The sequence below is a fragment of the Brachybacterium squillarum M-6-3 genome (assembly GCF_000225825.1).
GTDB lineage: Bacteria > Actinomycetota > Actinomycetes > Actinomycetales > Dermabacteraceae > Brachybacterium > Brachybacterium squillarum.
Window position 1 is genome coordinate 98,004 of record NZ_AGBX01000006.1, and the last position, 14,013, is coordinate 112,016.

The 14,013-nt window shown below is 74.6% G+C and carries 13 protein-coding genes and 1 riboswitch; of the genes, 2 read left to right on the forward strand and 11 right to left on the reverse strand.

Features of this window, described 5'->3' with window-relative positions:
• Positions 1-3 precede the first annotated feature (3 nt).
• From OM98_RS08250 to OM98_RS08275, 6 genes are all read right to left on the reverse strand, one after another.
• Positions 4-417 (reverse strand): ankyrin repeat domain-containing protein, encoded by a 414-nt coding sequence (locus tag OM98_RS08250; RefSeq protein ID WP_010534142.1) that lies wholly within the window; start codon positions 415-417, stop codon positions 4-6.
• Between the two features lie 52 nt (positions 418-469).
• Positions 470-2,572: an ATP-binding cassette domain-containing protein gene (locus OM98_RS08255; protein ID WP_010534143.1), complete on the reverse strand. Its 2,103-nt coding sequence runs from the start codon at positions 2,570-2,572 to the stop codon at positions 470-472.
• A gap of 4 nt (positions 2,573-2,576) precedes the next feature.
• The gene (locus OM98_RS08260) at positions 2,577-3,179 is read right to left on the reverse strand and encodes an ECF transporter S component (RefSeq protein ID WP_010534144.1); all 603 of its coding nucleotides are present in this window, start codon (positions 3,177-3,179) and stop codon (positions 2,577-2,579) included.
• Between the two features lie 71 nt (positions 3,180-3,250).
• A riboswitch (TPP riboswitch) is annotated at positions 3,251-3,358 on the reverse strand.
• A gap of 20 nt (positions 3,359-3,378) precedes the next feature.
• Positions 3,379-3,957, reverse strand: coding sequence for a hypothetical protein (locus OM98_RS08265; RefSeq protein ID WP_010534145.1), 579 nt, complete (start codon positions 3,955-3,957; stop codon positions 3,379-3,381).
• 31 nt (positions 3,958-3,988) lie between these two features.
• A complete protein-coding gene (locus tag OM98_RS08270; RefSeq protein WP_010534146.1) occupies positions 3,989-5,971 on the reverse strand; it encodes a M13 family metallopeptidase in 1,983 nt (660 codons plus the stop codon).
• 66 nt (positions 5,972-6,037) lie between these two features.
• Positions 6,038-6,877, reverse strand: a complete 840-nt coding sequence (locus tag OM98_RS08275) for a hypothetical protein (RefSeq protein ID WP_010534147.1) — start codon at positions 6,875-6,877, stop codon at positions 6,038-6,040.
• A 121-nt stretch (positions 6,878-6,998) separates the two neighbouring features.
• On the opposite strand from OM98_RS08275, the gene OM98_RS08280 reads away from it, so the two are divergent.
• A complete protein-coding gene (locus tag OM98_RS08280; protein ID WP_029362774.1) occupies positions 6,999-8,015 on the forward strand; it encodes an ADP-ribosylglycohydrolase family protein in 1,017 nt (338 codons plus the stop codon).
• 30 nt (positions 8,016-8,045) lie between these two features.
• On the opposite strand, the gene OM98_RS08285 is transcribed toward OM98_RS08280, so the two are convergent.
• Both OM98_RS08285 and OM98_RS08290 read right to left on the reverse strand, forming a co-directional pair.
• Positions 8,046-8,810: a PIG-L deacetylase family protein gene (locus OM98_RS08285; protein ID WP_010534149.1), complete on the reverse strand. Its 765-nt coding sequence runs from the start codon at positions 8,808-8,810 to the stop codon at positions 8,046-8,048.
• Positions 8,807-10,039, reverse strand: coding sequence for a glycosyltransferase (locus OM98_RS08290; protein WP_010534150.1), 1,233 nt, complete (start codon positions 10,037-10,039; stop codon positions 8,807-8,809). The genes OM98_RS08285 and OM98_RS08290 overlap by 4 nt, the downstream gene beginning before the upstream one ends.
• A gap of 118 nt (positions 10,040-10,157) precedes the next feature.
• Between OM98_RS08290 and OM98_RS08295 the strand changes: the two genes are divergently transcribed.
• The gene (locus OM98_RS08295; RefSeq protein WP_029362775.1) at positions 10,158-10,763 is read left to right on the forward strand and encodes a class I SAM-dependent methyltransferase; all 606 of its coding nucleotides are present in this window, start codon (positions 10,158-10,160) and stop codon (positions 10,761-10,763) included.
• Here OM98_RS08295 and OM98_RS08300 read toward each other — a convergent pair.
• From OM98_RS08300 to OM98_RS08310, 3 genes are read right to left on the reverse strand one after another with little or no spacing between them, the layout of a single operon-like run.
• Entirely contained in the window at positions 10,735-11,802 is a 1,068-nt protein-coding gene (locus tag OM98_RS08300; RefSeq protein ID WP_010534152.1) for an FAD-dependent monooxygenase, read from the reverse strand. The genes OM98_RS08295 and OM98_RS08300 overlap by 29 nt on opposite strands.
• Positions 11,803-11,849: 47 nt before the next feature.
• Positions 11,850-12,491, reverse strand: a complete 642-nt coding sequence (locus OM98_RS08305) for a response regulator transcription factor (protein WP_010534153.1) — start codon at positions 12,489-12,491, stop codon at positions 11,850-11,852.
• A complete protein-coding gene (locus OM98_RS08310; RefSeq protein WP_010534154.1) occupies positions 12,479-13,858 on the reverse strand; it encodes a sensor histidine kinase in 1,380 nt (459 codons plus the stop codon). The genes OM98_RS08305 and OM98_RS08310 overlap by 13 nt, the downstream gene beginning before the upstream one ends.
• Between the last annotated feature and the right edge of the window lie 155 nt (positions 13,859-14,013).

Below are 14,013 nucleotides of genomic sequence, written 5' to 3' on the forward strand. Positions count from 1 at the left end.
AGGTCAGCCCAGCAGCGCGGCGATGTCCTCGCGGCCGAAGTACTGGGCGGTGGCGCGGGCGTCGGGTGTGCCGATGCTGGGGTCGGCGCCGGCGTCCAGCAGGGCCTTCGCGACGGCGAGGTCGCCCTTGAAGGCGGCGCCCGCGATCGGTGACTGGCCGCGGTCGTTCAGCAGGTCCACGTCGGCGCCGCGCTCGGCCAGTGCCGTGACCAGCCCGGGGTGGCCGTGGTACGCGGCCAGCATGAGCGGGGTGTTGCCGGAGGGGTCCTGCAGGTTCACGGGGGCACCGGCGTCGATGAGGGCCAGCAGCGGCTCCGCCTCGCCCTGGCGGGCGTGGTCGAGGAGCTGATGGGCGAGGGCGAGGACCTCGTCGTCGACGGGGTCGAGAGCAGGAGCGGCGGGGGAGTCGTCGGTCATGGGGCCAGCGTATCCAGCGGCACCGACAGTCCCCGCTGTTCCTGGAACGGCCTCACAGGGCGAGGGTGAGAACCAGCGGCAGCAGGCCGAGCGCCACCCCGAGGGCGAGACCCACCGCATCGGCGGCCCGGAAGGGCGGGACGCCCGTCCAGGTGCGGCGGGTGGCCCGGGCGAAGCCGCGGGCGTCCATCGCCAGGGCCTGCTGCTCCGCTCCGCGCAGGGCGTCGACCAGCAGGGCGAGCGTGGAGCCCGCCACCGCGCGCAGGGAGCGGGTCCCGCCGAGGCCGCGCAGGCGCCGCACCCGGGTGATTTCGCCCCAGCGCTGTCCCAGGTGGCCGGTGCGCACCAGGGCCGAGACGGACGCGGCGACCGGACGGGCGGGAAGGCGCAGCCGCGCGCCCAGCGAGTCGCCGAGCGCGGTGACGTCCACGCTGCCGAGCGCCAGCACCCCGGGGGCGACGAACACCGTGATCCGGCAGGCCTCCTTCAGCCCCAGCAGCCACGCCTCCCCGCTGAGCGGCGGCGCGGTGCCGAGCAGCGCCGTCGTCCAGGCCAGGGTGAGCGCGGAGAACAGGATCGGGGCCAGCCTCAGCAGGCCGCCGCGAAGGGTCCGCACCGCCAGCGGCGCGAGCAGCACCAGCGGGATCAGCGACAGCAGTCCCACCTGCCAGCTCTGCACGGCGAAGGAGCCGGCCGCGGTGAGCAGGCCGATCAGGCACAGGGTCAGCGGGTTCAGCCGGTCCGCGGCGACGGGGCGGCCGGTGCGGGGGACCGGGCCGATGGTGCGGTCCGGCATGCGATCCGGGCCCGCGGCAGCCTGCGGCGCGGGTGCATCCGCGCGGTCGTGCGACGCCCGACCGGGTTCGTCGACCAGCTCGTGGCGATGGTCGGCGCGGGCGATGAGATGGGGATCGTGGGTTGCGGCGAGCACCGTGCAGCCCTCCGCTCGGGCGGCATCCAGCAGGGCCAGCACCGCCTCGCGGCGCTCCCGGTCCAGGCCCACCGTCGGCTCGTCCAGCAGCAGGAGCTCGGGCCGCGGGGCGAGGGCGCCGAGGATCGCCAGGCGTCGCTGCTCCCCGCCGGAGAGGCGATGCGGGTTCGCCTCCGCCAGGTGCGAGAGGTCGGCGGCGGCCAGCAGCTCCTCGGCGCGAGCCGTGCGCTCGCGCCAGGTGGGGGTGTCCACGTCGCGGTCCTCGCGCAGCGGCACCATCAGCTCGCCGCGCACCGTCGTCACGACAAAGGAATGCTCCGGGTTCTGCGGCACGTAGCCCGGCCGGGCGTCCCGGGGTTCGTCGGCGAGGGCGCGCAGCAGGGTGGTCTTCCCGGCACCGCTCGATCCCGTGATCACCGTCAGCGCGCCCGGGACGCGGCGCAGTTCGGCCTCCGGGACCGGCCCGGATCCCGGCTCGGCCTCGCGCAGCGCGGGATGCGCGGCGAGCACTGTGGCGGGCGGCCCGTCGGCGAGGATCGTCGCGTCCGGGCCGAGCAGGATGATGCGGTCCAGGTGCTCCAGCCAGGGCTCGATGCGATGCTCGGCGAGCACCAGGGTCCGGCCGGCGGCGGCCGCGAGGATCGCCTCACGCACCCGGTCGGCGGTGTCGAGATCGAGCATGCTGGTCGGCTCGTCCAGCAGCAGCGCCCCCGGGTGCAGGGCGAGCGCCCCGGCCAGGGCGATGCGCTGCTGCTGCCCGCCGGAGGTGCGCAGGGGGTCGCGGGAGGCGTCCACATCCACCCGCGCGGCGTCCAGGGCCGCCGTGACCCGCTCCCGGATCTCGTCCGCCGGGAGGGCGGCGTTCTCGGGGCCGAAGGCGGTGTCCCGGCCGACGGTCGCGGCGACGATCGCGTGCACCGGGTTCTGCAGCAGCAGGCCGCGCTCCCCGGGACGCTCCGGGATCGGCTGATCGCCGTCGAGGTCCCCGGCCTCCGGGTCCAGCAGCCCGGCCAGGGCCCGCAGCACCGTGGACTTCCCGGCGCCGCTGGGGCCGGCGAGCAGCACCCGCTGCCCGGCCGGGATCGTCAGGTCCAGGCCGTCCAGGGTCGGTTCGTCGCGGCCCTGCGGGCGCCAGGTGAGCCCCTGCAGCCGCAGCTCCCGGGCCTGTCCGGACCTGGCCTCGACGGAGGGGACGGCGACGTCCGACGTCGTCCCCTCCGTCACCGGTTCAGGAGACCGCGGCAGGGCGGCGCTCCGTCCCGGTCAGCGCGCGGTCCCGGCCCGCGGGCAGCGCGTCCAGCGCCCCCGTCGCCGCCAGCGCCCGGGTGGCGGCGCGTCCCAACACCCCGCCCAGCACGGCCCCGGAGGCCAGGAAGAACGCGAGCATCACCAGCGCGAAGGGCCAGGACATCTCCGGGTAGTAGGCGAAGCGCTCGTAGACCCATTCCAGGGCGGCCGCGAACACGCCGGCGAGCATCGCCACCGGCAGGGTGAAGCGGCGGTAGGCGAGCAGGGCGAAGCCGAGCTCCACGCCGCCGCCCTGCAGCAGGCCGGAGATCATCGTGCCCCACGCCCACTGGCCGCCCAGCAGCATCTCCAGGGCGGCGGCGATCAGCTCCGCGAGCAGGGCCGCGCCGGGCTTGCGGACGATCAGCGCCGCGAGGATCGCCGGCAGGAACCAGATGCCTGCCAGCAGGCCCTCGGCGGGCTTGAACGCGGCCGTCAGCGGTCCGATCAGCGAGTACAGGGCGCCGTAGCCCAGGAAGGCCACCCCGAAAGCGGCCCCGATCGCGACCGTGACCAGCAGGTCGATCGTGCGGAATCGTGTCATCACGTCTCCTTCCCTCACGGAAAGGGGCGCGGGGCCGGGCAGCGGATCCGCCGGATGGCGGTCGTGCACCGTCCCCACGGATCCCGACTCCCTCCGCCGGTGCTAACCGGTTCAGGTTCGAGGGTCTGCGTCCGATGACGCACTCTCAGCACCCCGCTGGTGCTCCCCTGTCGTGGATGACCTGCTTACCCTATCGCGCTCAGCGCCGCGCGCGGATCGCCTGGTCGATGGCCGCGGCCGTCGCCTCGGTGTCCGTGGGGGAGAGCAGGTAGTGAACACCGCCGCGGCCGATGATCTCCACCTGCATCCCGGTGCGGGTGACCAGGGTGCGGTAGGGCGCCCGCGGCTCGCTGAGGGTGTGGATCTTGCGGCTACCGACGGGCCGCAGCTGCTCGGCCGAGGCGGTCAGCGCCCGGCCGCTGCGCCAGCCCAGACCGCCCACGGCCGCGCTGACGGTCACGTCGCCCAGGTCGCGCAGCTGCACGGTGCGGAAGTCCGCCAGCGGCCACCCCTGCCGCGGCCAGAAGCCACCCAGGCTCACCGTCACCCCGCGCTCGTCGACCACGAAACGGGTCCACTGGTGGATGAACGTCCAGGCCGCCATGCCGAGGAACAGCACCGCGACCAGGGTGATCGTTGCGGGCGTGGCGAGGTCGGGGCGCTGGGACATCAGCGCGATCACCACGCCGCCGATCACCACCGTCAGCAGCACGCGGGTCCAGCCCACCGCGGAGGGGCGGGTGGCGCCCACGAAGAACGGCATCTCCGGGCGGGCCATCAGCGGCGCCGTCCCTCGGTCGCGGCGACGCTCACCAGATCCGCACGCGCTGGTCGGGGGCGAGGAACATGCCATCGCCCTCGGTGACCGCGAAGGCCTCGTGGAAGGCGTCCACGTGTCCCAGCGTGGTGTTGCAGCGGAACTCGGCGGGGGAGTGCGGGTCGGTGGCCAGGCGACGGATCGCCTCCTGCGGGCGGTTCTTCCCGCGCCACACCGTCGCCCAGGACAGGAACACCCGCTGCAGCCCGGTGAAGCCGTCGATCTCCGCGGCCGCCTCCTCCTCGGAGCGGGTGGCGAGGTACGCCTTCACCGCGATGGACAGGCCGCCCAGGTCGCCGATGTTCTCGCCGATGGTGAGCGCGCCGTTGACGGTGTGGGTGTCCTCCAGCTCGCGCGGGGACAGCGTCGAGTACTGGGTGATCAGCGAGGCGGTGCGCTCGTCGAAGGCGGCGCGGTCCTCCTCGGACCACCAGGAGACCAGGTTGCCGTCGCCGTCGTACTTGGAACCCTGGTCGTCGAAGCCGTGGCCCACCTCGTGGCCGATCACCGCGCCGATGCCGCCGTAGTTCACGGCGTCGTCGGCCTCGGCATCGAAGAAGGGCGGCTGCAGGATCGCCGCCGGGAACACGATCTCGTTGGCGCCGGGGTTGTAGTAGGCGTTGACCGTCTGTGGGGTCATGTGCCATTCGGTCTCGTCGATCGGGCCGCCGACCTTCGCGTACTCGAAGGCGGCCTCGAAGCGGCGGGAGGCACGGACGGTCGCCACCAGGTCGCCCTCGACGATCTCCAGGTCCTCGTACTCGCGCCACTTGTCGGGGTAGCCCACCTTGGGAGTGAACTTCTCGAGCTTGGCCAGGGCCCGGGTGCGGGTGGCGGGGGTCATCCAGTCCAGCCCGGTGATGGAGACGCGGTAGGCCTCCAGCAGGGCGGCGACCAGCTCCTGCATCCGCTCCTTGTGCTCCGGCGGGAAGTGGCGGGCGACGTACTCGCGGCCCACCTCGAAGCCGACGACGCCCTCGACGAAGCCGACGCCGCGCTTCCAGCGCTCCCGCAGCTCCTCGGCGCCGGAGAGCACCGTCCCGGAGAAGGCGAAGTCCTCCTCGACCAGGGCGGAGGACAGGTAGGGCGCGTAGGCGGCGACGGCGTGCACGGCCATCCAGGAGCGCAGCACCGCGAGGTCCTCGGCGGCCAGCATCTCGGCCATTGCGGAGACGAACTCGGGCTGGCCGACGCCGGTCACCTCGAAGGCCGCGGCGGGGGCGCCGGTGCCCTCGATGAAGGCGTCCCAGGGGAAGGCGGGGGCCAGCTCGGCCCGCTGGACGGCATCCATCGGGTTGTCGGACTTCTCCCTGTCCCGCAGCCGCACCACGTCGACGTGGCAGGCGGCCAGGCGGGTCTCCAGGCCCATCACGGCCTCGGCGAGGGCCTCCGGGGTGTCCCCGGCCAGGCCCGCACGGCCCGGCAGCTCGGCCAGGCGGGCCAGGTTCGCCAGGTGCGCGGTGTAGGCCTCACGGATCTCGCCGTAGGCGTCCTCGCGGTAGTAGGACTCGTCCGGCAGGCCGAGCCCGCCCTGGTGCAGCCGCACCTGGTAGCGGGTGGAGTCGTGGTCGTCGGTCCACACGTAGGACAGCAGCGCCGCGGTGCCGGCGTCGGGGGCGGCCATCGCCCGTACGATCGCGGGCAGGTCCGCCAGCTCGGCGATCTCGCCGAGCATCGGCTCCAGCGGGCGGAGGCCGGCCTGCTCGATGGCGGCGGTGTCCATGAACATCGCGTAGAGGGTGCCGATGCGGCTCGGCTCCGCGGAGGCGGCGGCCTCCTCGACGATCTCCCGCACCTGCTCCTCGGAGCGGTCGCGCAGGGCGTGGAAGGCGCCGTCGGAGGAGCGGTCGGCGGGGATCACGTGCTCGCGCAGCCAGGCGCCGTTGACGTGTCCGAAGAGGTCGTCCTGGGGGCGGACCGCGTCGTCGCGGTGGGAGAGGTCCAGCCCGGAGGGACGGGCATCGGCGGTGGTCATGGAGGGGAGTTCCTTCGCGTCGAGGACGGGGCGGAGCCGGTCGGGTGCGGGTCGGACGGCGGCGGGTCAGACGGAGGCGATGCCGAGGATCGCCAGGGCCAGGGTCAGCAGGCCCACCCCGAGCGGCACGAAGGCCCAGGGGGAGGCGGTGCGGGCGGCCAGCTCGCGACGCTGCAGCACCAGGGTGGACAGGCCCGAGCCGATGGACAGCACGGCGGTGCCGATCACCAGCACGGGGGAGAGGATCACCAGCACGGTCGCGCCGATCTGGAAGGCGGCGGTGCCGATCACGTCCAGCACCCGCATCAGGGCGGTGGAGCGCGGGTTCACCCGCTGGTCCAGCAGGGTGGCGACCGTGTCCGTGGCCCAGGCCGAGGGGCGGGCCAGGCCGCGGCGGGTGGCGACGGTCTGCGCGGTCGCCAGGGTCATCCACACCAGGGCGGTGCCCGCGCCGATCCACACGCCCAGCTCGGCCCGCGCGTCCAGCGGCCACATCAGCAGCGCCAGCAGCACCGCGGCGACGCGCAGCACCTCCTCCACGGCGCTGCGCACCGCCAGCAGGCCCGGGTTCACGGCCAGCTGCCGCCGCGTTCGCGAGACGAACATGCTGGTCAGCACCAGGGAGGCGAGATGGGCGGCACCGAGGCCGATACCCAGCAGCAGCACCAGCGGGCTGGTGGGCGCCATCGGCAGCACCGCCAGCATAATCACCACGGCCAGCGCCGGGATCACCAGCGCCACCACGGACAGCGCCCGCACCAGCCCCTGGACCAGATCGGCCCCGGTGGGCGGATGGTCGTGCCCGGTGTGGTCGTGCGGGTCGTGGGGGTCCGTCGCGCAGCCGGCGGAGGACTCCGCAGGGGCCTCTCCGCTGGTGTCGGAGGCGGCGGTGGGGGTGTCGGTCATGGGGCTCCTTCTGGTCCCCACCAGGGTAGCCGCTGGGACGATTGCGCCCCGAGCCGAACTCGCGGGTAACAATGGTGTGGAACGATGGCCCGGTGACGGCGCCGGCGGGGAGGACGACACCATGGCACTGACGCCACCGCAACGAGAGCGGGCCCGAGGAGCCGTGGTCGCCGCGGCGACCGGCGACGCCCTCGGCGCGCCCTACGAGTTCCAGGCCCCGATCCCCGACTCCGACGATGTCGAGATGGTCGGCGGCGGCGTGCTGGACTGGCAGCCGGGGGAGTGGACCGACGACACCTCGATGGCGATCGTGGTGCTGGAGGCCGCGGCCGCCGCACCCGGTCGGCACGACCTCCGCGTCGACTCGGCGCAGGACCAGATCGCCCGCGAGTGGTACAGCTGGTCGCTGGGCACCCCGGACATCGGCACCCTGACGTCCGCGGTGGTGCGCCGCGCCGCCGACCGCACTCGCGCCGCCGGGCACTACGCCCCGCACGCCGAGGACTTCCGCGAGGCCGCCGCGAGCGCCCACGAAGAGCTGCCGCGGATCGCCGGCAACGGCTCCCTGATGCGCACCCACGCCGCGGTGCTGCCCTACCTCGAGGCCAGCGAGGACGAGGCCGCCGCGGGCATCGACATCGTCTGCCGCCTCACCCACGTCCACCCGGACACCACCGAGGCCTGCCTGCTGTGGGGCCTCGCGGTGCGCCACGCGATCCTCACCGGCGAGATCGATGTGCGCCGCGGCCTGCACCGGCTCAGCGAGGAGCGCCGCGCCCTGTGGGTCGACCGCATCGAGGAGGCCGAGGGCGGCTACCCCCACGAGTTCCGCCGCAACGGCTGGGTGGTGCACGCCTTCCAGGCCGCCTGGTCCGCGATCCACCGCGCAGGCCCGATCCCCGAGGACAAGTTCGCCCGCCGCCAGATGCTGGTGACGGCGCTGGAGGCCGCGGCCCGCGCCGGCTACGACACCGACACGGTCGCCTGCATCACCGGGGCCCTGATCGGCGGGGCGCTGGGCGTGAAGGCGGTGCCGCCGGAGTGGCGGCGGGTGCTGTTCGGCTGGCCCGGCTACGAGGTCGACGAGCTGATCGCGCTCACCGACCGGGTGATCACGCCCACCGAGGCCGAGAGCTGAGCCTCGCGCTGAGGGACCCGGCGGCGGGGGTCAGCCCCGCAGGCCAGCCCGCAGCGGCACCGCGTCGTCCTGTCCGCCGACGTGACGGATCCGCACCGTGCCGTCCGCGTCCTGCCCGACGACGGTGAGCTGCGTGCGGTAGCACTCCAGCGCCTTCCGCACGGCGTCCCCGGTCCCCGGCAGGTCACGCCAGGCGAAGCCCTCGCCCTCGGTGCTGCTGGCGATCTCGATCCGCGGGATGCCGGTGGCCCCGGATGCCTCGCGGGCCAGGTGGTGGGCCTGCACGTGGTCGGGGTGGCCGTAGGTGCCCTCGTCGTCGTAGCCGAGCAACACGTCGGGGCGGACCACCTCGATCAGCGCCCGCAGATCCGCGAGGGCCTGCGCGCGCGGGCGGCGGGTGAAGGCGTCCTCGCCGGAGGTCTCGGCCGGGCCGGCCAGTCCCTCCCGCACCCAGCGCATGCCCGAGTCGCGGTAGCGGCGGGGCGGCTGACCGGCGGCGAGGGCGGGGGCGGTGCCCAGCAGGTGCCGCTCGGCGACGCCGAGAGCCTCGCAGGCGCGGCGCACCTCCTCGCCGCGGATCTCGTCCAGGGGCCGCTCGTCGCCCGCGGCGATCGCCCCGGCGACGACCTCACCCTCCTCGCCGCGGCTCGCGGTCAGCAGCACCACGCGGGTGCCGCGGCCGGCCAGGTGGGCGAGCAGGGCACCGCTGGCCAGGGTCTCGTCATCGGGGTGGGCGTGCACCGCCAGCACCGTGCCGGCGTCCTCCAGCAGCTCCCAGGGGCCCGGAGCGGTCATCGGCGGGCCTGCAGGGTGCTCGCGTACAGGGAGGTGAGGGCCTCGGCGCTGGCCTCCCAGGTGCGGGTGGTGGCGAACGCGCGGGCGGAGGCGACGGCGGCGGCGTAGCGCTGCGGGTCCTCCAGGAGGGTCTGCACGGCTTCGGCCCACACGTCGGGGTCGCGGCTGGTCAACACCAGGCCGTCGGGGTCCACGGCCTCGCGCACGCCGCCGGCGCACTGCCAGGCCACCACGGGGGTGCCGCTGGCCTGCGCCTCGAGCGCCACCAGGCCGAAGGTCTCCGACCAGCTGGTCAGGAGCAGCACCCCGGCCGAGCGCATCGCCGCGGCCAGCTCGCCGCGGTTCAGGGCGCCGACCAGCTCCACCCGGTCCGCGACGCCCAGCTGCTCGGCGCGCTCGCGCAGCTCGGCGAGGTAGTCGGCGAAGTCGGCGGAGGAGCCGCCGGCCAGCACCAGCCGCGCCCCCAGGGCCGGGTCCAGGTGGGCGAGGACCTCCAGCGCCAGGTCGGGGGCCTTCAGCGGCTGCAGACGCGCGGTGAACAGCAGCGTCGGCCGCTGCCGCCGGTCCTCGGCGGTGTGCTCGCCGGGGTGGAAGCGCTCCACGTCGACGCCGGGGCGCACCACGGCCAGGCGCTCCCCGGGCACGCCGTAGCGCTCGCCGACGGTGCGGGCCTCGGCCTGGGAGACGGCGACCACCAGGTCGGAGTCCTGCGCCGCGAGGCGCTCGCCGGGGATGCGGCCGGCGGACTCGGCCGGCTCCCCGTTCTCCAGCGAGCCGGCACCCTCGGGCGCGGCCACCGAGTGGAAGGACTGCAGGTGGGGCACGCCCAGCTCCCGGGCCACGGGCAGGGCGGCGACCCCGCTGAACCAGTGGTTCGAGTGCATCAGGTCGATCTCGAGGGGCTCGCCGAGGGCGTCGGTGCCGGCCAGGCGGGCCCGCAGGGTCGCGGTGAACGGCTCGATGGCCTGCTCCATCGCGCTCTTGGCCAGCGGCGTCGCCGGCCCGGCGTCCAGATGGTGCAGGCGCAGGTTCTCGGCCACCTCGACCACGTCGGGGGAGTCCGGGTGGGCGCGGCGGGTGAACAGCTCCACGCGGTGCCCGGCGCGGGCCAGCGCCAGGGACTCCTCGAGGACCACCACGTTCATGCCCCCGGCGTCGTCACCCCCGGGCTCCTCGAGCGGGGAGGTGTGCAGGCAGATCGCGGCGATCCGCAGGGGGGTGTCGAGCATGGCTCCATCCTAGGCGGGCGTGACGTGACGCCTCTCCTGTTCGCCCGTGACGAAAATGCGCGCGGCCTGGGTCACGGGGAGTTGAAACTATGCCCCCGCATTCGACAGCCTGAGCGGCATGGATACCGCGGAAATGGTGGATTGGGCGGCCCTGAACGCCCATGCAGCGGGCCGTCCTGCCCGGCGGCTGGTGTCGAAGGCGATCACCGCGGCCGGAGGGGACCGCCACGCGCAATCCGGTGTGGTCCTGGATCTCGGAGCCGGCGCCGGCGCCGACTCGCTGCAGTTCGCCCGCCACGGCTGGACCGTGCACGCCTACGACGCCGACGACACCCTGGCCGCGCGGCTGGTGGAGAACGAGCGCATGAGCGGCGACGTGATCTTCCATCACACCGACCTGGCGGAGGTCGAGGAGTTCCCGGCCGCCCGCATCATCTACTCGACCTACACCCTGGGCCTGCTGGGCCCCGAGGGCCTGGCCGCGATCTGGCCGAAGCTGGTGGGTGCCCTGCCCGTCGGCGGCGTGATGGCCGTGGACCTGTTCTCCACGAACGACTCCTGGGCCGAGCGCCCGGACATCGCCACCCCCAGCCGCGAGCAGATCGACGAGATGTTCCGCGGCTTCCAGATCGTGGAGCGCAGCGAGCGCGACGAGGACGGTCGCTTCCTGGCCGACCGCAAGCACTGGCACGTCATCACGACCCTGGCGCGGAAGCGGGGCTGAGCGCCCCGAGGGTGCGCAGCCGCCGATCTCGGGCGGGCGCGGCGCGATCCGCGAGGGCGAGGTTGGCCATCGCTGCAGAGCCCACACGCCAGGCCTGACCCGCGATGCCTCGCCGTGCGGCGTAGTCCCGCAGGGCGCGGCGGAGGTCCGCGTGGCGGGCGAGGCTCGCCGTGAGGGCCGCGGCGTCCACCAGCGCCGTGTTCGCGCCGTGGCCGAGATTCGGCGCCATCGCATGGGCGGCGTCCCCGATCAGCACGACGTTCTCCCGCACGGGCCACGGCATCGGCGGGGCGGTGTGCATGCCGTGCACCAGGGTCGTCTCCGCACGGGCCGCCTCGAGCACCCTGTCGATCGGTGCGCGACGTTCACCGAGGACGCCGCGCAGATGCGTGAGGGCCGCGGCGACCGTGGGGGAGCGGTGCTCGGGGATCACCGCGAACCAGTTGGTGCGCTCCCCGGGCAGCGGCGTGATGCCGAACAGCCAGCCCCCGCCCCAGGTCTCGGAGACCTCCGGCGGCGGGATCTCCGCGGTGCCCCGCAGGATCGTCACCCCGTGCGAGCGGGCCCGGCCCCTCCCGGGCCAGCCGGAGGCGCGGACCAGGGAGTGCACCCCGTCGGCTCCCACCAGGAGGTCGGCACCCTCGCGCAGCGGGCGGACGTCCGCGATCCGCGCCGTGCGCCGGGCCACCTGATCGGGCAGGGCGTCGAGCAGGAGCCGCACCAGCTCGGAGCGGGGGATCAGCAGGGCGCCGCCCGCGGGCAGCTGCGCGAGCGTGCGGCCGTCGGCGCCGACGAGCCGTCCGGACCGGGGCGCGGCAGCGCGGTTCCGGACGTCCTCCAGCAGTCCCAGCTCGGCGAGGACCCGCTGCGCCGGGCCGAACAGACCGAGGGCGGTGCCCACGGCGGGCACGGCGAAGGCCTCGTCGACGATCTCGATCTCGTGACCCCGACGGGCCAGCAGGCCGGCGGCGGCGAGGCCGGCCACCCCGGCGCCGAGCACGCGGACCCGCAGGGATCGGGTGGCCGCCGCGTCGCTCATGGGCCGACGGTACCGTCACGCCCCGACGAATGATGAGGCGGGGTGGATCACCGGCCCTGCAGGGTGAGCACGGCGGTCACGCGCCGGTGCACGCTCGCATCGGCCTCGAGCCCGAGCTTCGCGAACAGCCGCTGGGTGTGCTTCTCGACCGCGCCGCCGCTGATCATCAGCCGCTCGCCGATCGCCACGTTCGTGAGACCCTCGCCCTTCAGCTCCAGCACCTCGCGCTCGCGGGCGGTGAGGTCGTCCAGCGGGGTGCGGCGGCGGGAGGCGATCACCTGGCCGACGACGTCCGGATCGATCGCGACCCCACCCTCGGCGACCCGCTCGATCGAGGCCAGGAAGGTGGGGATGTCGAACACGCGGTCCTTCAGCAGGTACCCCGTCGCGCGGGTCCCGGACTCGATGAGCTCGGTCGCGTAGCCGATCACCACGTACTGACTGAGCAGCAGCACCGGGGCCTCGGGCCAGGAACGGCGGATCTCCTGGGCGGCGCGCAGTCCCTCGTCGGTGTGGCTCGGGGGCATCCGGATGTCCGCGATCACGAGGTCCGGGCGCAAGGAGAGAGCACGGGTCACCAGGCCCGGACCGTCGGCCGCGGCGGCCTCGACCTCGTGGCCGGCCTCCTCGAGCAGCAGACGCAGCCCCTCGCGCAGCAGGGCCGAGTCGTCCGCGATCACGATCCGCACGGGATCACCGCCTCCAATCGGGTGCCCCCGCCGAGCGGGGATTCGATCCGCAGCTCGCCCTCGAGGGCCGCCACCCGGCCGACGAGCCCCGCGAGTCCGCCGCCCGGACTGGTCGCCGCACCGCCGCGCCCGTCGTCCACGACCTCCACGTGCAGCATGTCGGCCCGCCGGAGGACCTGCACACGGACGGCCTCGGCCCCGGAGTGCTTGGCGACATTCGTGAGGGCCTCGGAGACCACGTAGTAGGCGCCGATCTCCACGTGTTCGGGCAGGTCGAGGTCGGGACACTCCACCTGAGCGGGCACCGGACAGATCGCGGCGAGCTCGGCCAGCGCCCCGGGAAGCCCCCGGTCCACGAGGACGGGCGGCGCGATCCCGCGGGAGAGGCGACGCAGCTCGTCGAGCGTCTCCGCGAGCTGGGTGCGGGTGCCGCGCAGCATCTCCTGGGTGCGCTCCGGGTCCGTGCCGGCGGCCTGCTCGGCCCTGGCCAGATCCATCGAGGCGCGCACCAGACGCTGCTGGGGACCGTCATGGAGGTCCCGCTCGAGGCGGCGCAGCGCTGCGGACTCGGCGAGACGGCCCGCGGCACGGGACCGCTCGGCGCGCTCGAGCTGCTGCTGCTCGGCGTAGCGCGAGCTCAGCAGTCCACGGGCGATCCCGCGGTGGACCGCGGTGAGGCCGCGCGTCACGGGGACCACGGTGAGCAGGAACAGCAGGCCGATCAGCACCTGCCCGCCCAGGTCGACCACCAGGGCAGGTGTCCCGGTCATGCCCATCAGCTCGGGCAGGCCGGAGCGCTGCTCGGCGGGAAGCACCTGTTCCAGGATGAGGGTCGCGACCGGCCCGGCGACGGTGCCGATCGCCCCGAGCGTCCATGCCAGGGCGATCGGGAAGGTCGCCAGCACCGCGACCAGGTTCACGGGGGTCCACAGGCAGTTCATCCAGGACTGCGGGTCCGCGAGCGGGGTGAGCATCCTGCGCACCCAGCCGGCTTCCTCTGCGGCCCTCCGCGGTCGCGGGGTGGGGAGGTCGGTGCCGAGCAGGCTGTGCTGGAGGGAGCGCTCGGCGGCGGCGAAACCGCGGGCCACCAGCACCCCGGCGACGAGGATCGGCAGGCCGATCCAGATCACCACGGTGACGGCACCGGCCGCGAGCAGGGTCAGGACGAGGGAGAACGCGAGGAGCCCGAGGACGAGAGCGAGGAGGGAGTACAGCAGGAAGCGGCCCACGTCCCCGGCACCGCGGGTCAGGCGGTGGCCGGTCCGGGCCGGCGCCTCCGTGGAGGGCGACCGGGTCGCGAGGTCGTCGAACGGGTCGGGGAGGGACAGGGAGGCCGCGTTGTCGGAGGCAGGGGTCACGGTGCTCATGGTTCCAGTCTGGGAAGGAGGACGAGGGTTCCCTATCCGGCGGGCACCCGGGTGGACGTCGGGCCAGCCCGACACCCACGGTCCGGCGGCACGCGTAAGGGTGCAGGGGGCTCGATGTCGGCACGCCTGGTGCCGGGCGTGGGTGGCGCGGAGGG